The sequence below is a fragment of the Seonamhaeicola maritimus genome (genome assembly GCF_008056315.1).
GTDB classification, from domain to species: Bacteria; Bacteroidota; Bacteroidia; order Flavobacteriales; family Flavobacteriaceae; genus Seonamhaeicola; species Seonamhaeicola maritimus.
In genome coordinates this window covers 78,820-101,032 of sequence record NZ_VRKQ01000024.1, presented here as the reverse complement: position 1 = coordinate 101,032, position 22,213 = coordinate 78,820, and the positions used below count along the sequence as shown (strand labels likewise).

At 30.4% G+C, this 22,213-nt stretch carries 19 protein-coding genes; 11 read left to right on the top strand and 8 right to left on the bottom strand.

Features of this window, described 5'->3' with window-relative positions; translation table 11 throughout:
* Position 1 precedes the first annotated feature (1 nt).
* The gene (locus FUA22_RS18275; RefSeq protein ID WP_147770050.1) at positions 2 to 1,156 is read right to left on the bottom strand and encodes a 5-(carboxyamino)imidazole ribonucleotide synthase; all 1,155 of its coding nucleotides are present in this window, start codon (positions 1,154 to 1,156) and stop codon (positions 2 to 4) included.
* 136 nt (positions 1,157 to 1,292) lie between these two features.
* Here FUA22_RS18275 and FUA22_RS18270 point away from each other — a divergent pair, with 136 nt between their 5' ends.
* Together FUA22_RS18270 and obgE are read left to right on the top strand one after the other, a co-directional pair.
* Positions 1,293 to 2,402 (top strand): adenylate kinase, encoded by a 1,110-nt coding sequence (locus FUA22_RS18270; RefSeq protein ID WP_147770049.1) that lies wholly within the window; start codon positions 1,293 to 1,295, stop codon positions 2,400 to 2,402.
* 80 nt (positions 2,403 to 2,482) lie between these two features.
* On the top strand, positions 2,483 to 3,481 hold the full coding sequence (gene obgE, locus FUA22_RS18265; protein ID WP_147770048.1) for a GTPase ObgE: 999 nt from the start codon (positions 2,483 to 2,485) through the stop codon (positions 3,479 to 3,481).
* Positions 3,482 to 3,641: 160 nt separating this feature from the next.
* Here the strand turns inward: obgE and FUA22_RS18260 are convergent, their stop codons facing one another.
* A complete protein-coding gene (locus FUA22_RS18260; RefSeq protein WP_147770047.1) occupies positions 3,642 to 4,475 on the bottom strand; it encodes a DUF6090 family protein in 834 nt (277 codons plus the stop codon).
* Between the two features lie 198 nt (positions 4,476 to 4,673).
* Between FUA22_RS18260 and FUA22_RS18255 the strand changes: the two genes are divergently transcribed.
* From FUA22_RS18255 to FUA22_RS18235, 5 genes are all read left to right on the top strand, one after another.
* On the top strand, positions 4,674 to 5,195 hold the full coding sequence (locus FUA22_RS18255) for a DUF4136 domain-containing protein (RefSeq protein WP_147770046.1): 522 nt from the start codon (positions 4,674 to 4,676) through the stop codon (positions 5,193 to 5,195).
* 4 nt (positions 5,196 to 5,199) lie between these two features.
* On the top strand, positions 5,200 to 5,754 hold the full coding sequence (locus FUA22_RS18250; RefSeq protein WP_147770045.1) for a DinB family protein: 555 nt from the start codon (positions 5,200 to 5,202) through the stop codon (positions 5,752 to 5,754).
* Positions 5,755 to 5,891: 137 nt separating this feature from the next.
* Positions 5,892 to 7,181: an O-antigen translocase gene (locus FUA22_RS18245; protein ID WP_147770044.1), complete on the top strand. Its 1,290-nt coding sequence runs from the start codon at positions 5,892 to 5,894 to the stop codon at positions 7,179 to 7,181.
* A 100-nt stretch (positions 7,182 to 7,281) separates the two neighbouring features.
* The gene (locus tag FUA22_RS18240) at positions 7,282 to 8,724 is read left to right on the top strand and encodes a phosphoethanolamine transferase (protein WP_147770043.1); all 1,443 of its coding nucleotides are present in this window, start codon (positions 7,282 to 7,284) and stop codon (positions 8,722 to 8,724) included.
* Positions 8,717 to 9,793, top strand: coding sequence for a glycosyltransferase (locus FUA22_RS18235; protein ID WP_147770042.1), 1,077 nt, complete (start codon positions 8,717 to 8,719; stop codon positions 9,791 to 9,793). Before FUA22_RS18240 ends, FUA22_RS18235 begins: the two co-directional genes overlap by 8 nt.
* On the opposite strand, the gene FUA22_RS18230 is transcribed toward FUA22_RS18235, so the two are convergent.
* The 5 genes from FUA22_RS18230 to FUA22_RS18210 form a co-directional block, all read right to left on the bottom strand.
* A complete protein-coding gene (locus FUA22_RS18230; protein ID WP_147770041.1) occupies positions 9,757 to 10,671 on the bottom strand; it encodes a glycosyltransferase family 2 protein in 915 nt (304 codons plus the stop codon). The genes FUA22_RS18235 and FUA22_RS18230 overlap by 37 nt on opposite strands.
* A complete protein-coding gene (locus FUA22_RS18225; RefSeq protein ID WP_147770040.1) occupies positions 10,671 to 11,558 on the bottom strand; it encodes a glycosyltransferase family 2 protein in 888 nt (295 codons plus the stop codon). Before FUA22_RS18225 ends, FUA22_RS18230 begins: the two co-directional genes overlap by 1 nt.
* A gap of 1 nt (position 11,559) precedes the next feature.
* Positions 11,560 to 12,537, bottom strand: coding sequence for a class I SAM-dependent methyltransferase (locus tag FUA22_RS18220; RefSeq protein ID WP_147770039.1), 978 nt, complete (start codon positions 12,535 to 12,537; stop codon positions 11,560 to 11,562).
* Positions 12,534 to 13,100: a class I SAM-dependent methyltransferase gene (locus FUA22_RS18215; protein ID WP_241664852.1), complete on the bottom strand. Its 567-nt coding sequence runs from the start codon at positions 13,098 to 13,100 to the stop codon at positions 12,534 to 12,536. The genes FUA22_RS18220 and FUA22_RS18215 overlap by 4 nt, the downstream gene beginning before the upstream one ends.
* A gap of 177 nt (positions 13,101 to 13,277) precedes the next feature.
* Entirely contained in the window at positions 13,278 to 13,961 is a 684-nt protein-coding gene (locus FUA22_RS18210) for a cell division ATP-binding protein FtsE (RefSeq protein WP_147770037.1), read from the bottom strand.
* Between the two features lie 153 nt (positions 13,962 to 14,114).
* Between FUA22_RS18210 and FUA22_RS18205 the strand changes: the two genes are divergently transcribed.
* From FUA22_RS18205 to FUA22_RS18190, 4 genes are all read left to right on the top strand, one after another.
* Positions 14,115 to 15,722, top strand: coding sequence for a right-handed parallel beta-helix repeat-containing protein (locus tag FUA22_RS18205; RefSeq protein ID WP_147770036.1), 1,608 nt, complete (start codon positions 14,115 to 14,117; stop codon positions 15,720 to 15,722).
* Positions 15,723 to 15,817: 95 nt separating this feature from the next.
* Positions 15,818 to 18,847 (top strand): tetratricopeptide repeat protein, encoded by a 3,030-nt coding sequence (locus FUA22_RS18200; protein WP_147770035.1) that lies wholly within the window; start codon positions 15,818 to 15,820, stop codon positions 18,845 to 18,847.
* A gap of 25 nt (positions 18,848 to 18,872) precedes the next feature.
* Positions 18,873 to 20,630 carry a TonB-dependent receptor gene (locus FUA22_RS18195; protein ID WP_147770034.1) on the top strand — a complete coding sequence of 586 codons (1,758 nt, stop codon included), beginning with the start codon at positions 18,873 to 18,875 and terminating at the stop codon, positions 20,628 to 20,630.
* 101 nt (positions 20,631 to 20,731) lie between these two features.
* On the top strand, positions 20,732 to 21,508 hold the full coding sequence (locus FUA22_RS18190) for a hypothetical protein (protein WP_147770033.1): 777 nt from the start codon (positions 20,732 to 20,734) through the stop codon (positions 21,506 to 21,508).
* On the opposite strand, the gene FUA22_RS18185 is transcribed toward FUA22_RS18190, so the two are convergent.
* Positions 21,486 to 22,211 (bottom strand): class I SAM-dependent methyltransferase, encoded by a 726-nt coding sequence (locus tag FUA22_RS18185; protein ID WP_147770032.1) that lies wholly within the window; start codon positions 22,209 to 22,211, stop codon positions 21,486 to 21,488. The genes FUA22_RS18190 and FUA22_RS18185 overlap by 23 nt on opposite strands.
* Positions 22,212 to 22,213 lie beyond the last annotated feature (2 nt).

The window sequence follows — 22,213 nt, the reverse complement described above, 5'->3', positions numbered from 1 at the left end:
ATTATTTGCTTATAACTTTTATCGATTTTTTTACTTCTTCAGCAATTCTTCTGGCCTCGTTTAAATCTTCATTTACAATGGTTACATGTCCCATTTTTCTAAAAGGTCTGGTTTGTTGTTTTCCGTAAATATGCGGTGTAACACCTTCCATTCCCATTATAGTTTCAATGTTTTCATAAACTACATTTCCTGTATAGCCTTCGGCACCTACTAAATTAACCATCACACCACCAACTTTACTATCGGTTCTGCCTAAAGGTAAATCTAAAATGGATCTCAGGTGTTGCTCAAATTGAGAAGTGTAACTGGCCTCAATAGTTTGATGGCCCGAGTTATGTGGTCTTGGAGCTACTTCATTTACCAAAATTTCGTCTTCTTCAGTTTGAAACATTTCAACAGCTAATAAGCCAACGTGGTCAAAAGCTTCAGAAACCTTTAAAGCTACTCCTTCGGCTTTTTCAGCTACTTCAGCATCAATCCTAGCTGGACAAATTACGTATTCAACTTGGTTAGCTTCTGGGTGAAACTCCATTTCAACTACGGGGTAACTTTTAATATCTCCAGAAACATTTCTGGCTACAATAACCGCTAACTCATTTTTAAATGGAATCAAATTTTCAGCTATACATTCTACATTTGGTAAGCCTTCTAAATCTTTAATAGATCTTACAATTTTCACACCTTGTCCGTCATATCCAAATTGGGCACTTTTCCAAACAAATGGGAGAGACAATCCACCATGATTTATAGCTTCTTTAATCTCAGAGCTGTAAGCAAAACGAGAAAAAGGCGCCGTAGGAATGTTATTGTCAACATAAAACAACTTCTGTTTCGCTTTATTCTGAATAGTCTTTAATGTCTTTGAAGCAGGATAAACTTTAATACCTTCTTTTTCTAAAGTTTCTAGTGCATCAACATTTACATTTTCAATTTCAATGGTTAGAACATCTACCTGTTTTCCAAAGTTATAGACGGCGTCATAATCCATCAAATCACCAAGCGTAAATTCATTACAAGCAATCTTACAAGGCGCTTCGTTACTTCCATCCATTACCAAAGTTTGAATGTCAAATTTTCTGGTATTATAAAGTACCATTTTACCAAGTTGCCCACCACCTAGAATGCCTAGTTTAAAATCAGAAGAAAAGTAGTTCATTAATGCAGTTTTTACTGAAACTTTTAAAGTACTGCAAAAATACACTTAAATATGAAATTCCTTGGAAATCATAAATCAAAAAATCGGTATTACTTAATCTATTGATTATCTTTGCCACTTCTAAAAGCTATTTTAGATGATTAAGCTACACGATAAATACTTTAAACCATTTGTTTCTGCAAAAGAAATAGATGCTGCCTTGGATAAATTAGTTGCCCAAATCTCTAATGATGTTGGTGATGAAATTCCTGTTTTTGTGGGAATTTTAAATGGGTCGTTTATGTTAACAAGCGACTTTGTGAAAAAATATCCTAAACCGTGCGAAGTTCAGTTTATTAAATTGGCTTCGTATGAAGGCCTGAAATCTTCGGAAGATATTCAAAGATTAATTGGGCTAACACAAGACCTTACAGGTAGAACGGTAATAATTCTTGAGGATATTATTGATACGGGTAAAACCTTAGCTGAAGTTCATCGTATTTTTAAAAATGAAAATGTAAAATCGCTTAAAATAGCAACGCTTTTTTACAAACCAGAGGCTTATAAAAAAGATTTTAAATTACATTATGTAGGTATTGAAATTCCGGATAGATTTATTGTTGGCTATGGTTTAGACTACGATAATTTAGGAAGGGATTTACCAGAAGTATATCAAATAAAAGAAAAACAACACATGACTAACTTAGTGCTATTTGGCCCTCCGGGAGCAGGTAAAGGAACACAAGCAGAATTTTTAAAAGAGAAGTATAATTTAGTACATATCTCCACCGGTGACGTTTTTAGATTCAATATTAAAAACGAAACTGCTTTAGGTATGTTAGCTAAATCTTTTATGGATAAAGGACACTTAGTTCCAGATCAAGTTACTATTGATATGCTTAATGCTGAAGTTGAAAAGAATGCTGATGCAAACGGATTTATTTTTGATGGTTTTCCTCGTACAGATGCTCAAGCGAAGGCTTTAGACCAATTAATGGATACCAAAGATTCGGCAATTAATGCTATGATTGCTCTTGAGGTTGATGATGAGATTTTAGTAAAGCGTCTTCTGGAAAGAGGAAAGACTAGTGGTAGAAAAGATGATGCCGATGAAAATGTGATTAGAAATAGAATTAAAGTTTATTATGATGAAACGGCTATTTTAAAAAACTACTACACTGGTCAGAATAAATATTACGGTGTTGATGGTGTTGGAAGTATTGAAGAAATCACTGAGCGTATAAGCGCTGTTATTGATAGTCTTTAGTTAAGGAGTTTATTCGTTTAGTTGTTTAGAATTTAAACTCACAACTAAGCAGCTTAACAGAGAACAAATAAACCAAAGAAATGACTGAAGGCAATTTTGTTGATTATGTAAAGATTTATGTGGCGTCCGGAAACGGAGGTAAAGGCTCTGTGCATTTGCATAGAGAAAAGTACATAACAAAAGGAGGGCCTGATGGAGGAGACGGTGGTCGTGGAGGTCATGTTATACTTCGGGGAAATCCTAACCTTTGGACACTCTTTCATCTTAAATTTAAAAAACACGTTCGTGCGGGTCATGGTGCCCATGGAAGTAAAAGTAGAAGTACTGGTGCTGATGGTGAAGATATGTATATTGATGTTCCTTTAGGAACCGTGGTCAGAGATACTGAAACTAATAATATTCTTTTTGAAATCACAGATGAGGGAGAAGAAAGAATCATTGCGCAAGGAGGAAAAGGTGGTTTAGGAAACTGGCATTTTAAATCTTCTACTAATCAAACACCACGTTATGCACAACCTGGTTTACCATTAGAAGAAAAGCACGTTACACTTGAGTTAAAGGTGTTGGCAGATGTTGGTTTGGTTGGTTTTCCTAATGCAGGAAAATCTACATTGCTTTCAGTAATTACTTCAGCAAAACCTAAAATTGCTGATTATGAGTTTACCACACTAAAACCCAATTTAGGCATAGTTGAGTATCGAGATTTCCAGACCTTCGTAATGGCAGATATTCCTGGAATTATTGAAGGTGCTGCAGAAGGAAAAGGCCTAGGTCATTACTTTTTACGCCATATTGAGCGTAATTCAGTTTTACTATTTTTAATTCCAGCAGATGCTGATGATATTAAGAAACAATATGATATTCTTCTTGATGAACTGAGACGTTACAATCCTGAAATGTTAGATAAAGAACGCTTAATTGCCATCTCAAAAAGTGATATGCTAGATGATGAGCTAAAAGCAGAACTTAAGGAAGAATTAGATAACGAACTTCCAATTCCATACTTGTTTATTTCGTCAGTTGCTCAACAAGGCATTCAACCACTTAAAGATGCTTTGTGGAAAATGTTGAATGATTAAGCGTTACCACAAGGGTCGGGCTTTACGTTACAATCTTTTTTCGTGCCTCAAAAAGGATTTCTACTGGAATCCCTAACGCACATGTCTGCTACTTTTAGCTTTACTTAAAAACATGTTTCGTTTTGAAATGTTGTACTAAAAGTATGTATAAACTATTGGCTTAGATTAATTCAAGAGCAGCCTTAATCTCATCTTTTATTTTTTGAATCTGTTTATAGGTGGATGCCTTTCTCGAATAGTTTATATTAAATAGGGTACGGTTGGCATCATACAAACTATAAAGTGCCATAGCTAATCGATGGTCATTTTTAACCAAATCCCTTAAATCTGAATCAGACAATCTACTATTAGGCGGAATTCCTAATTCTTTAAGAAGCTCTATAAGATAGTCTAGATGTGGTTTAAGAATGCTTTCTTCGTTTCCAATCGCACTTAACATACGGGCATAATAAAACTGTATACTTTCTCTTAATTTTTTGTCTCTTATAACTTCTATGTTTCCAGTAGATGTCAAATCAGTAATTGTTGTTTGTGTAAGGTCAAAAATTCTAAATTCTGTTAGCAAGGTTATTTGTTCTCCAAAACATTTTAAATCAAATTTTCTAGTTGTTAATAGAGAATCTTTATAAGTAACCTCATTATTATTAATGTTTACGCCTTTATATGCTAATTTATGTGGTTGTCCTTTTAACAAAATTGAAGAATCAGCTCCTAGTTTGTTTAAAGCATCTTCGGCTAAAATTAAATTTATAGCATTATTTGTGATTACTTGTGTTAGATCTTTTTGGTCATGTTCCAAGTCTTCAAGTAACCGGATAAGGTACTCTTTTTCAAGTACCCTATTTTTTCGTGCTTCATTCCAATTGTTAATTTGTAATGCTAATAAAATACCAATTACAACAAGTATTATTTCACCTATTGCATATTTGAGATACTTTCCTGTTTTACCTTCAGAAAGTGAATTTTGTCTTATTTTTCTAAAGAATTTTATCATTGGTTATTAGTTGGTTATAATAAGACTCAATATAAAGATAAATCCCGCTTCAATAAATTTTATCCACAGTTATTCTAAAGTCTCGTTTTTTTGTCAAAATCAATGCATACAAAATCTAGGTATTATTAGTGACTATTAAAAAACAAAATTCAACATTGGAATTATTTTTCATTAACTTTAATCAAAAATTTGCTGCAAATGAAATCTTTCAAATTATTATTACTTGCCTTACTCATAGTTGGTTGCGCACCTATACGTGTTAGTTATGATTTTGAAAAAACTACTAATTTTTCTAAATATAAAACTTACCAATACTATGGTGATATGAAGACAGGTTTGAGCGAACTTGATACCAAACGCTTATTAGATGCAATAGATTCAAAAATGAACGCATTGGGAATTAAAGTTTCTGAAACCCCTGACTTTTTAATCGATATAAAAAGCGCCGAATTACATGGAGCACCGGGTCAAACAGTTGGTGTTGGTTTAGGAGGTGGTGGCGGTAATGTTGGCGGAGGTATTTCAATTGGTATTCCGGTTGGTCAGTCTAATGTAAACAGACAAATTACCCTTGATTTTGTTGATGAAAAGGGGAAGGGTTTGTTTTGGCAAGCTATTAGTGAATCTAGTTTTAATCCAAGTGCAACTCCAGAAAGTCGTGAAGCACGATTAAAATCAATCGTTGAAAAAATATTAACTAATTATCCACCTAAAAATTAAAATTATGAAAAAAATCTTATCAGTTCTAGTGTGTTTTGTATTGACTTTGTCTATACATGCACAAAGAGAAATAAAAGCAGAAGAAGGGTTTACACCAAATGTAGGTGTGCTTGTTTCCATGTTAAATGATATGAAAAATCGGGTTGAATATACTGTTAAAGATTTAGACGTTGAATCCACTGACTTTTTATTAGATGAAAATGCAAACTCTATTGGAACTTTGATTTTGCACTTAGCGGCAACTGAAAAATTTTATCAGGTTTATACATTTGAAGGTAGAGAGTTTAATGACAAAGAGAAAGAAGTTTGGGGAACAAAAATGTCTATGGGTGATGAAGCGAGAAAACAATTTAAAGGGAAACCTATCAGTGAATATTTGGATGTTTTTACCAAGGTAAGAGAAAAAACATTAGAATATTTAAAAGAAAAAGATGATGATTGGTTGGCTTCTACTCCTGAAGGTTATAGAATGAATAATCATTGGTCTTGGTATCATGTTATGGAACACCAATCAAGTCATTTAGGACAAATACTTTTGATTAAAAAGAGAATTCCTTAAAAAATGTTTACTTTAAAGCAATAAATATTGATTAGTCTTACCTAATAATTTTTGGTAGTTTTGTTTGCGATTGTACCTAAGTTCGCAATTTACTAGTTTCTAAATTCTCCCTAATTATTGTTTTAAAATGACGCAATGTGCATAAGAATTTATTAAATAACACCTTTTTTAAGGTTATTACTTATAACAGTATAGTTGTTTTTGGACGGCTAATTACTTCATTTATTGTTTCAAAGGTCAGTGCGATTTATCTTGGTCCATCAGGATACGCTATAGTAGGTAATTTAAAAAGTATTTTACAAGGCATCTTGGGTGTTACTTCTACAGGGTTTCAAAGTGGTGTCATAAGATATGTTACCGAGAATAAAACGAATAAGGAAGAACTTAAAATTGTTGTTTCTTCAATTACATTTTTAAGTATACTTATTTCAGGTATAATTGGTATACTTATATTTTTCTTTTCAGAACAATTAAGTATTTATATTTTAAAGGATGTTTCTTTTACTGATGTTTTTAAGTGGTTTGCATTATTACTACCATTTGTTTCATTAAGTTTTTTAACAGTTTATATAGTTAATGGCTTGCAAAGGTACAAGCTATATACGGTAGTTGTAAGCTTGTCTAACTTTTTAAATGCTTTAATTTCATTTATTTTAATTTACTATTTTGATCTTAAAGGAGCCTTATTTGCCAGTATAATTGTACCTGCTTTTAGCTTTTTATTTGGTTTTGCTTTCAAGGAAATTCGCAATATTTATTCGGGTGTTATTAAATGTTATAAACAGCTTTCAATAGCTTTTGTGAAATCAATCTCAGCTTATCTATTCATGGCGGTTTATTCCTCCCTATTAATCAGCTTTTCTTATTTGTTTATTAGAAATGAATTAATTGATGGTTTAAGTGCTTATAGTGCTGGTTTATGGGAGGCAATGAATAAGATTTCATCATTTTATATGATATTTTTCTCTTCATTATTTACGCTTTATTTATTGCCTCAATTGACACTTAATAAAACTGTAACTGGATATTATGGAATAATGAAAAATTATTTTAAATATTTGATACCTTTCATGATAGCTGTATTTTTAGGTCTATATATTTTTAGGATAATTGTAATTAAAGTGTTTCTAACAGATGAATTTAAATCTATAGAGCAATATTTTATTCTTCAATTTATCGGTGATTTTATAAAAATTGTTGCTTTTTCTTTGGCATACCAGTTTCATGCTAAAAAGATGGTTTCTTCATATTTTATTAGTGATGCAATTCTTTATGGAACTTTTTATTTTTTTAGTACTTATTTTATAGAGCAATTTAATCTGCAAGGTGTTTTTTACGCTTATATTGTTAGTACCTTATTGTATTTATCTTCAGTTAGTTATTTTGTATATTTCAAACGTTCTAATTATTTAAACAGTGAAATTTAAATACTATAAGATTTTCATACTTTTTTTTCTGACTATACTGCTAAAGTATCTGTTTTTATTTCTTTTTATAGACTTTTATTTTGTTGAAAAAGGAGATTTTATGGAAGACGTTTTATTCTGTTTTTCAATTATTGCTATTTATTTTGGCAATATTTTTAAAAGACAATTTCTATATGATTTATTGTCTCTCACATATCTGTTTTATTTTGTTTTAGAGACCACTTCTTATATTGCAGTTTCTTCAAACTTTTCTTCTTCATATATGTTTCTTTTAATAGAATCTAACAAAGAAGAATTAACAGAATTTTCTGCTTCATATATAACCTTACCAATTATTTCTTTTATAATATTAATGGCCACTTTATTTTTTCTAATTAGAAAAGTGAGAATAACATTAAATCTACCAAAGAAACATCTTATTGGAGTATTTTTATTTATTGGAGTAATTGTTGTTTTAAAGATGACTGGTTTAATAGAAAGAAATGCTTACCATAATGTTGTTAGAGGTGTATACGGTTATATCGAGTTGCAAAATAGCGTCAAGTTTAATAATAATATTTTAAAAGAAGATATTAATATAACTTCAGATAATGAGGTTTTCGTTTTTGTTCTGGGAGAATCGACTACAAGTCAACATATGCAGCTTTATGGTTATGAAAGAGAAACAACTCCTTTTTTGGATTCTCTTAAGGACAATCTTCATATTTATGATAACGTTATTTCTAGTCACGTGTTTACTCTTAAGGTTGTGCCAAAAATAATTACCTCTTTAGACTATAATAGTTCAGGTGATAGCACTACTAGTCTTATACAGATTTTTAAGGGGGCTGGTTTTAAAACCTATTGGTTAGCTAATCAAAGAGCAATTAGTTTTCATGATAATGTAATTAATAAAATAGCTTCTTCTTGTCATGAGTTCAGGTTCTATACTCACTTGGATGATGTTAAAACTACTACCCTCGATGATGTGATTTTTCCAGATTATAAAAGAATTTTAAAGGAACCTGGTAAAAAAGTGATTTTTATTAAATTGTTAGGAACTCATTTTGATTATAACAAGCGCTATCCTGAAGATTATGATAAATTTACAAATAGCAATAAATCCACAAAAAAGCAACGTATTATTAATTATTATGATAATGCTGTATTATATAATGATTATATAGTTTATTCATTTATAGAAGAGCTTGAAAAGCATAATAAGAAAAGTGCACTTTTATATTTATCAGATCATGGAGAAAATGTTTATGATGATTCTGATTTTTTTGGACGTTCAGAAGCTGTGTTAAGAGAAAGTATGTTTGAAGTTCCATTTTTTGTTTGGACCTCTAAAGACTTTGAATTTCCTAATGATTTTGAATACAAACCAAATAGAGCTTTTATGACAGATAATACATACGAAAGTATAGGGCATCTTTTTGGTGTTTTGTATAGTGATATGGATAAAGATAAGAGCATTTTTAGTAAGTCATTTAAAGAAAGAAAAAGAATAGTAATTGATAGTATAGATTACGATTCTTATTTTTTAGAAAAGCATGAGTAAAAAAATATGTATACTTACAGATAGCTTAAGCTTTGGTGGTGCTGAAAAAGTGGCCGCTAACATGTCTATCTCTTTAAGTAATAAAGGATATAATGTATTTATAGTGTCAATGTTAAATGACGTTGACTATAAGTATAAAGGAACCTTGTTTAATTTTGGTGTGATAAAAAGGGATTATAATAATTTAGGAGCTTTTTTAAAATTTATTTCATTTTTTAGATCTGAAAAATTTGATGTCATTATTGATCATAGGACAAGAAATTCATACCTAAAGGAGCTAATTTTTTCCAAGTTTATTATACCAAAATCTAGAGTATTTTATTGTGTGCACAACTATAAATTGGAATATTATTTTTCGATGTTGAAAACATCTTGGATTTCTCTTTTACCTCACGTAAAGAATAATACATTTATTTCAGTTAGCGATGAAATTGGAATTCATATGGAAGAGAAATTGAATTTAAAAAGTAAGACAATATATAATTATTTAAAATTAAGTAAGCAAGGTGATGAGTCGCATCAAAAGAAAGCTTTTATAAAAAAATACATTATTGGAGTAGGTAGGTTAACCGAAATCAAACAATTTGATAAATTAATTAGGTCTTATCATGCTTCTTGTTTAGTAAGAAAAGGAATCAAACTGATTATACTAGGCGAGGGGGTTGAGAGGTCTAATTTGGAACGACTTGTTTTTGATTTAAAACTTCAAGATTTTGTTGACTTTTTACCTTTTACAAATAATCCTTATGATTTAATTAAAAATGCCATGGCATTGGTCTTAACTAGTAAGGTAGAAGGGTTTCCGATGGTGTTATTGGAAGCCTTATCCTTAAATGTTCCTGTTATTGCCTTTAATTGCAAAAGTGGACCTAAAGAAATCATTGTAAACGAAAAAAATGGTTTATTGGTGGAGAATCAGAATGAAGAGAGATTTGTAGAAGCATTAAATAAACTTCTTGATGAGTCTTTATACGAAAAAATAAAAGCAAACACTTCTATTGGTTTAGAGAAATTTTCTGAAGAAAAAATTATTCAAAAGTGGGTTAGCCTAATAGAAAACCATAAATAAATACGTTTAGTAATATAGAATAAATTTGTTGGTAAAAAATATTTGATTTTTTGAATACTATTTAAATTAGAAACAGTAATTTTCTCTTTATAAAACCTAACTTTTTCTTTGTTTCTTTCCATTTTAAACAGAACTACTAACCTAAAGTGAACAAAGTCCACGAATTTTTTTAAGTCTTGGCTTTGATTGTTTGATAAGTATTTCTCATAATCAGGGATTTTACGAACAAAACCTTTATTAGGAGCTGTTAATTGGTTTTTGATACCAGTTCTATAATATGTTTTATGCCCAGTGTAATAAATTAAATTGTAAAGACTAAAGCATCTTATGTAAAAATCATCCTCTTCGCCATAATTGATTGTCTCGTCAAAATTGCCTGTTTTTTTAAAAACACTTTTTTTTATTACCAAGGAACTTGGACCCATTATGTTTTTCAAAAGCCTGAAATAGTTAGTAATTACTTTTACATGGCCAATATCAAAATTATTAGCTTTTAAAATAGCAGTAACATTTGGGTAAAGCAATGCCACATTAGTAGCAAAAATTTTATGAGTCTTATGTATGGTAATTAAAGTGTAAATTGTTTCTAAAAAATCTTCAAACCATAAATCATCTGCATCAAGAAAGGCGATATAATCACCTTTTGCCAGTTTAATACCATTATTCCTAGAAGTACATAAACCACTATTTTTTTGGTTTACTATCTGAATTCGTTTATCCTTAAATTCGGATGCGATTTTTAAACTTTTGTCTGTACTGCCATCATTTATAATGATTAACTCAAAATCTTTAAAGGTTTGGTTTATAACACTATTTAAAGTGTTTTTAATAAACTTTTCCTTATTGTAAAGTGGTATTATTACAGAAAATAACGGCATTATTTTTTTAAGTTAATATCACAAAAATAACTTAATCTAAATAAATCAAACACATAGATAGAGGGGTTATTTGATGTTAAATTATATTCTAAAATAGAATAAAATAACCTATTTATTAAGGCTAAGCCATAGTTTAATTTAAATAGCTTTATTTTTTTAAAAAGTTTTAGAAAAGTCACGAAATCTGGATCAATCAAGTCATTTTTATAAATGAAATTAAGATTTTCTAACCCTTTTTTTGTTTTATTTAGGTAAACTGTATTTAAATCTACATCTCCGTGTAAAACTGGATTGTCTATATGTTTTATACTTGCTTTTATTTTATATAAATTATATGAAAATATGGTGTCTTCATGTCCATATTGAGTAATCGACTCTTCGAAGCCAATTTTGTTAAAAACTTCTCTTTTTAATAAGGTATTATTAAAAAGAATGCATTTGTATGGGTGTTTATTTCTTTGAGTAAAAGTTCTGTCTTCCCTATAAACTCCATATTTCCATCGTAATTTTCTTTTAGAATTAACTGTTTTAGGGTGAATACGACCTCCATAAATCACATCAGTTTGACCAATATACTCAACATATTTTATTATAAAACTTTCATCTATTATACTAGAATCACTATCAATGAATAACAAATAATCATAATTGGAGACTTTTGCTAGTTCGTTCCGATTGTTGCTTAATCCAGCATTTGTATTTAATGAAAAAAATTTTGAATATTTTAACTGATTAATTTTTTTATTTTCAAGATTAAACGAAGAATGGGATCCATCATCAATACATATAATCTCATATTTTATACCAGCTTCAAAGGCTTGCTTCTCCAATTTTGAAATAAGTGGATAAGCATTATAATTGTACGTGGGTATTAATATAGAGAGCATATTATTTTATTGTTTTCTTATAAATTCCAAAAATAAAATCACTTTTATGCGTTTTTAAATAGTTGTCTTCAAACTGAAATAGATTGTTTAAAATATCTTTTTTTTCAAAATCTAATTCAATAAAATGATGTGCAATATCCTTAAGTGTTGTCATTAAAATATTACCACCATATGAAGCTTCATAAACAGTCTGATAACTTTTATGAATTGCTGGTAAAATTTTTTCAGATTCAATACATTCAGATGGGTCAGCAATTTTCATTCTAATTATTCCTGAACCATAAACTTTGTTTTTAGTAATATTTAAATTAAGTCTTTGTCTGTATTTTTTTGGTATAAGCTTTATAGCTTGGTTTATCTCTCTTATTTGATGTTTTGGAAACTGAACTCTATTAGGACCAACATATTCATCAATTATTAGGATCCCTTCAGTTTTTAAACAAGCTTTAATTTTTTCACTTACTAATTTATCAATGTTTTTAAAATGATGTAAGGAAGCTCTAAAGTAAACAATATCAAAATGATTTTTAGGAAAATTAAAGGAGTTCGCATCTTGCACACGGAATTCTATGTTATTTAAATTATTTGTTGTAGCAAACTCTTCTGCTTCTTTTAATAGAATATCAGAAATGTCACAACATAATATTTTTCCGAAGTTGTCATAAGAAGCAAACTTTAATTCTGTGGCGCAATTGCCACTTCCTAATGAAAGCATTTTTATGTTTTTTTTACCTTTTAAGTAATTTTCCAATGTAAAATCTACAAATTCTAAGTGTTCGTTACCAGTAACCAACTTATTCCAGCGTTTTCTAACTTCAGGGATTATCCACCAATTTGAAGAGTTAATAATTTCATGGTTAAAGGCTGACTTGGCTCTATTAACCTCATTAATATTCATTTTTGAGGTAATAAAGCTTAAACCACGCTGATTTAATTTTACATAAGTATCAATTATATCATCTATAGTTATAAGTCTCATAAGGGAGTAGCCGTTAAAACAGTTTCAGGAGATTTCAAACCGAAGAAAAAATCTTCATTATTCTTTTTAAAATTAATTGAAGAAATTTTAAAACCAGTTTTTTCTAGTCGCATTTTCAGTCCATTAACAGAATAAATCCTAACATGATCTTGTTGTCCAAAGTGATTTAGTCTTTCCTTTGCTGAAGTAATAGAATAGTCTTCATAAATTTCACCTTCTTTAAAAGGAGTTTGAATATAAATGACGCCATTGGGTTTTAACACCCTATAAAGCTCACTCATTGCTGTTATATCATCTATTATGTGTTCTAAAATATGATAGCAAATTATAGTGTCAAATTTATTAGCTGGTTGATCAATTTTGGTAATATCAAATTGATAATCTGCTAAAAACTGATTCTCAAAATCTGTGCTAAAATAATTGAGGTCTCTATACTTTTTGAAATTTCTATATAGACTTCGTGAGGGAGAAAAATGTAGAAGATTACCTTTTATTTTCTTTTCATCAATTAATAATTTCCAAAGTCTTCTGTTTCTAGATAGACTACCGCAAAAAGGGCACAAAAGGTCTTTGTTTTTTAGCCTAATAAAGCGTCTTATTTTTTTGTTACATATATTACATTTATTCTTATTCCCTAAAAAAAACAAACCATAGAAAGAGCGAAAAAATAATTCATTTTTGAATAGAAATATATCAGGAATAATTGTTTTAATACTTTTCTTAATCAATTTGTACATAAATCAACCTTTCCTTTGCACCACTTCATAAACCTGATTATCATCACATTTTAAAGTTTTGCTAGGGTACTTTAAAAGTAAAGCATAATCATGAGTAGCCATTAATATAGTGTTGCCATTTTTGTTAATGTCTTGTAAAACTTTCATCACCTCAACACTTGTCTGTGGATCCAGATTTCCTGTGGGTTCATCAGCAAGTATAAGTTCAGGATTATTTAATAAAGCTCTTGCTATAGCAATACGTTGTTGTTCTCCTCCAGAAAGCTCATGTGGAAATTTAAAACCTTTTGTTTTCATACCTACTTTGTCCAATACTTCCTCAACTCTGGTCTTCATGTTGTTTTTATCTTTCCACCCCGTTGCCTTTAAAACAAAAAGTAAATTGTCATTTACGGTCCTATCAATTAGCAATTTGAAATCTTGAAAAACCACACCCAATTTTCGTCTTAAAAATGGAATATCTTTTTCCTTAAGATGTTTTAAGTCATAGTCAACTATGTGACCTTCCCCTTCTTGTAAAGGCAAGTCACCATAAAGCGTTTTCATAAAACTACTTTTGCCTGTTCCAGTTTTTCCAATTAAATAGACAAATTCCCCTTTATTAATTTCAACGTTGACGTTTGATAGTACCAAGCTATCACCTTGATAGATAGATGCTTCTTGTAATTGTAGAATGGGGTTCGACATAAGGAATTCATGATTTTGAGTTGTAAATGTATTACTAAAAAAGTAAAAAGTAAAAAGTTAACGATTCAAACTTCAGGATTTTAAAGATGGAACGTATTCAAATGTTTAAAAGTATAGGTTTTGGATTGGTACGGTAATTGTAATTGACGAAACATGAAACAGTTTTTATTAAATATTGTAGTATTCTTTTTGTGCTTTCAGGTTATGTCCCAAAGTCAATTTCATGTATTTCCCAAAAACGATAAAGTTAATCCAGGAACACCTTATGGTAACGGCAGTATAGAAAAACCTTGGGATTTACAAACTGCTTTAAATCAAAAAAACAATATTGTGAATGCTGGGGATGTTATTTGGATGCATGAGGGTATATATACCGGGCATTTCGTTAGTAATTTAAAGAGTGGTTCATTAAGTAATCAAATTACTTTGTCTTCTTTTCCTGGAGAGTGGGCTGTTTTAAACGGGAATATTTCAAAAAAAGGCACTGTACTTACTGTTAAAGGAGACGGTGTTACTTTTAAAGATTTTGAGATTACTTGGTTGGGGAATTTTTCTAGAAAAGAAGGCCAAAAGAACTTTGGTAGGGGAGATGGTATTAATCACCTTAGTGGGATTGACTGTAAATTTATAAATCTAGTGATTCATGATAACCCTGGGTTAGGTTTTGGCTCTTGGAAAAGCACGGGTGGAACATTAATTGATAACTGTTTAATTTTTAATAATGGTTTTGTTTCTAAAAATGGTAAGGGAAGGGGTGAAGGTATGTACGTGCAGAATAAAAGTGAAGCCCAAAGAATTATTAAGAACAATATTATTTTTAATAATTACTATAAAGGCATTGAGGTGTGGTCTGCAAATAAAAGGGGCAGTTATTTGTGGGTAAAGAATGTTTCCTTAACTAACAATGTTATTTTTAATAGTGGTAATCCTTCTGGAGCATTGAAGGATAATTTAATAGTTGCTACAGATGATAGAAACGGAATTAACATTGCTAAAAACATCAAAGTAATTGATAATATTTTTTATCATAATGCAGACTTTTCCAAAAACCAAATAGGAGGTGATGCAGCTTCATTAACTTTGGGATTTCATAGCAATGCTCCAATAGAAAATACTGAGGTTCTTGGAAACATTGTAATAGGAAGAAATAATGCTTTAAGAATTTTATATGCAAACTCTTTATCTTTTAAAAACAATATAGTTTATAGCGGTTATACTCATGTTTTTAAGCCTTCTTTAAATGATATTAAATTAAAAGATTGGGATTTTAGTAATAACATTTATTACACCAAAAACTCTACACCGTTTATAATTTCCAAACAAAAAATTTCATTTCCTGACTGGAAAAAGACTTTAAAATTAGATTTAAACAGTCAGCATAAAAGAATTAAAGATTTTAACTTAAAACCTATACTAGATATAACTAGAAATGAATACAAACCTAATAATTATCGAGTTGTATTGTTCGATAAATTTGGTGAAGATATTAAAGTCGATTTTTCAAAATATAATATTCCTAAAAACACTACATATAAGATTTATGATATAGAGAATAGAAAAGAGGTTTTAATATCAGCAAAAATAACTTCTGATTTTATGATTCATTTTCCAATGAATACGAAGCCTTTTCAAAAACCTCTTCATAATGAGAAATCACAAAAGACCCTAAATAATTTTGGTGTGTTTATAATTGAGTTTGAAACTACACAAATAAAAAAAAGAAAAGGTTTTTTCAAGAGATTGTTTGAGAGGCTTTTTTAGTATTTAATAACTCGGTTTATAATTATGGCACGATTATTTCGTTATAGGGTTTATATTAAATTATCTTTGATTTCAAATTAAAAAACGAATACTTAATGAGTAAAAAAAGTTTTGTTTCCCTTTTAGTAGCTTTTAGTTTTAGCTTTCATCTTATAGCTCAACAATCTGCTGCTTATACCAGTAATACGGTAGATTATCAAAAAGCACTTTCTTTATATAATAATCAACAATATTTAGCGGCTCAATCACTATTTGGTAGTGTTAAAAAAACAGCCAAAGAAGAATTGTTAAAATCAAATTGTGATTACTATATAGCTAATTGTGCGGTTAGATTGAATCAGCAAAATGCCGACCAATTGGTTGAAGATTTCGTAAAAAACTATCCTACTAGTACGAAGCGAAATACGGCCTATGTTGATGTTGCTGATTATTATTTTGAAAACTCAAAATATGCGCATGCCAGAAAATGGTATAGTAAAGTTAATGAAGATGCATTAGCCAGAAATGAAAAAGAGAAATTCAATTTTAATAACGGATATTCTGCATTTTCTTCAAAGCAATATAGAGATGCTAAAAAGTATTTGTCACGTGTTGAAACTTCTCAAGAATATGGCTCACAGGCAAAATACTATATTGGGTTTATGGCTTATGAAGGTGATGATTATGATCAAGCCAATGAATATTTTGACCAAGTAAGTGACCAAGAGCGTTACAAAGAAAAACTATCTTACTATCAGGCAGATTTAAACTTCAAATTGGGAAATTTTGAAAAGGCTATTGAATTAGCAAAAGAAAGGTTGCCAGAAAGTGATGAGGAAGAAGTTTCAGAATTGTCAAAAATCATTGGTGAGAGTTATTTTAATTTAGAAGAATATGCGGCCGCCATTCCTTACTTAACAGCCTACCAAGGCAAGAAAGGAAAACGTGATAGAACAGGTAAATGGAATAATACCGATTATTATCAGCTTGGGTATGCGCATTATAAACAAGGCGATTACGAAAAAGCCATATCAGAATTTAATAAAATAATAGGAGGTAATAATTCAATTGCTCAAAATGCTTATTATCATTTGGGTGAGAGTTATATCAATCTTGATAAAAAACAAGAAGCTTTAAACGCATTTAGATATGCGTCTCAAATGGACTTCGATTTAAAAATTCAAGAAGATGCTTGGTTAAACTATGCTAAGATTAGTTACGAAATAGGGAATCCTTATCAATCGGCTCCACAAGTTTTAGCTGGTTATTTAGAGAAATATCCTAATACAAGTTATAAAGAAGAAATAGAAACACTATTAATAGACTCATACATTACTTCAAAAAACTATAAAGAAGCTCTTAAATTGTTAGAAGGAAAAAAGAGTTTTGAAAATAAAGTAGCATATCAAAAAGTGTCTTTTTATAGAGGGGTTGAGTTATATAATGAAAATCAATATTTAGAAGCTGAATCGTTATTTGATGAATCTTTAAAAGAACCAAGAGACGATAAATACACAGCAAGAGCAACGTTTTGGAAAGCCGAGGCAGATTATAATTTAACCAATTTTGAAGATGCATTAATTGGCTTTAAACAGTTTCAGCAGACAGGTTCAAGCACTCCTGAAACTCAGAATTTAGATTATAATTTGGCTTATACCTATTTCAAATTGAAGAATTATGGAAAAGCTACTGATCATTTCAATGATTTTATTGATACTAAAAAGGATGATAAAGTTAGGTTGAATGATGCCTATTTACGTTCAGGAGATGTTCACTTTGTAACCAGTAATTACAGTAACGCCATTAAAGCCTACAATAATGCCATTAAATTAAGTGAAATAGATTCAGATTATCCGGCATTTCAAAAAGCTATTAGTGTTGGGTACTTGGGGCAATCTTCGAAAAAAATTAAAGAACTAGAAGCTTTTATTTCAGATTATCCAAAATCTAAACTTCGTGATGATGCTATGTATGAATTGGGTAATTCGTATGTGAAGACAAATGAGACCGATAAGGCTATGAGGGTATATGATCGTTTAAATTCAGAATATAGAATGAGCACTTTTGTGCCGAAGGCTTTATTACGTCAAGGTTTAGTGTATTATAATGGAAATGAAAATGAACGGGCTTTAACCAAGTTTAAAAAAGTTGCAGGAAGTTACCCTGGAACACCAGAATCTATCCAGGCAGTCTCAACAGCAAAACTAATCTACATTGATTTGGGGCGTGTTGATGATTACGCTAATTGGGTGAAAACGTTAGACTATGTTGAAGTTACAGACTCTGAATTGGATAATGCCACTTACACAGCAGCAGAAAAGCAGTATTTAGATGGAAATACAGACAGAGCCATTAGGCAGTTTAATGGTTATGTGAATGACTTTCCAAACGGATTACATATACTTCAGGCACATTTCTATTTGGGTCAGTTATATTACAAGAAAGGATTAGTTGCCAATGCTGCACCTCATTATAAATATATAGTTGAAACGTCACAAAGCGAATATACCGAAGAAGCATTATCGCGTTTATCTCAATATTATTTAGAAGAAAAGACTTGGAATAAAGCTATTCCAATATTACAACGTTTGGAAGAGGAAGCTAACTATCCGCAAAATGTAGTATTTGCACAATCTAATTTAATGAAAGCAAATTATCAATTAGAGAACTTCGGCGAAGCTGTTTCTTATGCCGATAAAGTATTGGCAAGTTCAAAAATTGATAATAAAATTAAGAGTGATGCTTATATCATTATTGCGCGTTCTGCAATAAAAACGGGTGATGAAGACAAGGCAAAAACAGCGTTTGCGCAAGTAGAAAAAGTGGCAACTGGTGAAGCCGCTGCAGAAGCACTTTATTACAATGCCTACTTTAAAAATAAAGAAGGAAAGCATGAGGCATCTAATAAATCGGTGCAAAAGTTAGCTAAAGATTATTCAGGTTATAAATATTACAGTGCTAAAGGTTTAGTGCTAATGGCTAAGAACTTTTATGCTTTAGATGATGCTTTTCAAGCCACTTATATTTTAGAAAGTGTTATTGAGAATTTTGCTGAATTTGAAGATTTAGTTGATGAAGCTAAAGAAGAACTAAGTAAAATTAAAGCCGAGGAATCTAAGACTAATTCATCTATTCAGCCAGAATAAATCATCAATCGTAAAAATTTAGAATATGCGCAAGCACGTAAAACATATATTAAGTGTCATCACCATATTAAGTGTAACCATTGTTTTTTCTCAAAAAAGAGATAAAGACACCATTAACACTGGGGTTATAGATGTTGTAAAACCATATACACCTTCAATTTCTGACGCCTTTAAAGTAAAGGAAATTCCATCACTAGATGATGAAACTACGGAGAATAAGAAAGATGTTAAGTATAATATTTTCTCCTTTCCAGTAGCGTCAACCTTTACGCCAGCAAAAGGGAAAGCGGCGGTTGTTGAAAAAAGAAAACCGTTAAAGTTATATGATAATTATGCCACAATAGGCGTGGGTACTTACACTACTATCTTGGGCGAAGTATATTTAAACCATGCCATTAGTAGAAACGAAAGTGTTGGCGGTTATGTTAGCCATAATTCTTCGCAAGGAGGCATTGATGGGGTTTCTTTTGATGATAATTATTCCATATCTAAAATTAATTTGAACTATGCAACTAGGTTGAGAGACTTGTCTTGGAATGTGGAGGCTGGCTTTAAACAACAGAGGTATAATTGGTATGGTGTTCCAGAATCTTTTATTAACACGGCTATAAATGATAATATTGATGAGGAGCATAGTTTTTATGACGCGCATTTTGGAGGGGACATTTCTTTTGAAGATACTTATATAAATTCAGGTAGTTTCTTTTTTAGACGTTTTGGAGATAATCAAGGTTCTGGTGAAAATAGATTTTCGGCAAGCACTAAAATTGATATACCAGTTAATAGAGAAGAAATATCAACTACGTTTAAGTTTGATTATCTAAAAGGATCTTTTGATAGAGATTATTTTGACAATGAGGAACTTAAGTATGGTAATTTCATAATTAGTGCATCACCAACATATGAAATGAAACAGGATGATTTAACTGTTAATGTTGGAATAACTGCAGCTTATTTAAGAGATTCAGAATCTAAAGAAAGTAAATTTTATATCTATCCGAATGTTACCGCCACTTATAGATTAGTAAATGATATATTGATAGCTTATGGAGGTATTGAAGGTGAATTGAACCAAAACTCTTATTTCGATTTTGCTTCTGAAAACCCATTTGTGTCTCCAGATTTAGGGAGTAATCAGGGAGATCTTTCACTTGGAATAATACCAACAGATCAACAATACAATGCATATGTTGGACTAAAAGGAAAGTTATCTAGCAATATGAGTTATAATATTAGCGGACTCTACAAGGCCGAAAGAAACAAAGCCTTATTTAAAAACAATGATATTACTTTAATGGCAGATCAACCCTATTCTTATGGGAACTCTTTTGGAGTAGTATATGATGATGTTGATACCTATGGCGTTGCTGGCGAAATTAATGTAGATGTAAACCGAAACTTTAAATTAGGGATTAAAGCGGAGTATTTTAGTTATTCTACTGATGATGAAGCTGAAGCTTGGAACTTACCAGACTTTAAGGGCTCTCTGTTTTTGGATTATCAAATTAATGAACATTGGTTCACAGGAGCAAACTTGTTTTACATAGGCGAAAGAAAAGATCAATATTTTTTAAATGATGGTATTACAGTAGCTTCTCCATTTACAGTGGTGTTAGATAGTTATTTTGATGCTAATGCCCATTTGGGTTATCATATTAATGATCAAATTTCGGTGTTTGCTAAAGCTAACAATATTGCTAATAATGCTTATCAACGTTGGCAAAATTTCCCAGTACAAAGTATTCAGTTTTTAGCAGGTGCTACTTTTAAGTTTGATTTTTGACGCTAGCGTCACCCTGAATTTATTTCAGGGCCTCATAATTTAGTCAATTGGATGAGTCTTAGTCTCAAATTTAAGAAGAGAATTTGTTCTTAAAATTTAGTATGAAACGATTTGTGATAATTCTTTTTATAATAACATTTTGTAAATCAGATAAGATTCATAAATCAGATTTGGATACTTTTTCTGATTTAAAAATTAGATTTATTACAGGAGATGAAAGTATTGAGTTTTATTCAATGCATGTGATTAAAAAGAAAAACAAGATAAAGGCTTACAAGAGAAGCCCGTTTTACTATTTTGGTTCACAAACTGATTCTATTTGGGAAAAGAATATTTCTAGTTCAGATTTGAAATTTATAAAAGAGTTTATTAAAACAGCTAAAACTTTTGGAGATAGTTGTTTGTTTTCTTCAAGCTCGATTGATCATTATAGAATTGAAATAAAAAATGAAAAACCTATAGTGATTGATGGTAATTGCCAGTGGGGTAATTATGATTATAATAACTTATCAAAAGCTATATTTAAAAATGACTTTGTCGAACTTGAAAAGAAAAGGCGAAAAGTTTTGGATTCTATTAAAAAATCTGTTTTAGGAAACTGGCATATTACGGGTTGGGAACATGGTGTTTTGGAAAATAAAGAAGTTGTAATGTTAAGGACTGATGATAAGAAACCCAATGAAGGGCGGTTTTTATGGATACTAAGGGAATCACCAAATAAATATTTTAATGAACACGGAATTAAAATATATTCAAAAGAAAAAAGTCATTATCAAGTAACTCTTTCGGGTAAGGAAGTTTTACTTAAAATAGGAGGTTCAACTTATAAAGTTTTAACTGTTGAAAAAGATATTATTAAATTGAAATGTCTTTGGTGAAATATAAATCTGTTATTCTCGCCAAATAATCAAAATGCTCCCCTTCCTTAATCAATTCACAATGTAAACCAACGGTTTCACAAGCCAACTTTAATGTGTTAAAATCTAAATAAAGCCATTTTAGCGGTGTTTCTTTTTCACCTTTATAACTAATAAAATAATCTAGTTCACCATAATATTCAGCACTGGTGTCAACCCAAAAACCACCATCTTCATCTTCGTACATATATTTAATGTCAGACGAATCAATTAAAATTTGACCATTAGGTTTTAATAGACTTTTTAGGTGTTTTAAATATTTAGAAACCTGAATTAATTCTTGAAAAATTCCGGTGCCATTCATCAACAAAAGAATAGTGTCAAACGTTTCGGTTTCATCAAGTATATCTATAGCTTCAGCATTTGTAACTCCACGTTGTTTTGCAACATGAATAGCTCCTTTAGAAATATCAATAGCTTTTACGTGGAGTCCTTTCTTTTCTAAATATAAACTATGGCTACCTGTACCACAACCAACATCAAGCACATAGCCTTTAGCCAATTGTAGTGCTTTTTGTTCTAGTTTAGGCATTTCAGAAAAACTTCTGAATAAATAGGGTAGTGGCAAGATGTCCTCATCAGAAATACTTGTAGACGTGATGATGTCTTCGGTATAATTACCGTTTTGATAATCTAATAAAGCTTTACCAAAAATGTCTTTCATTT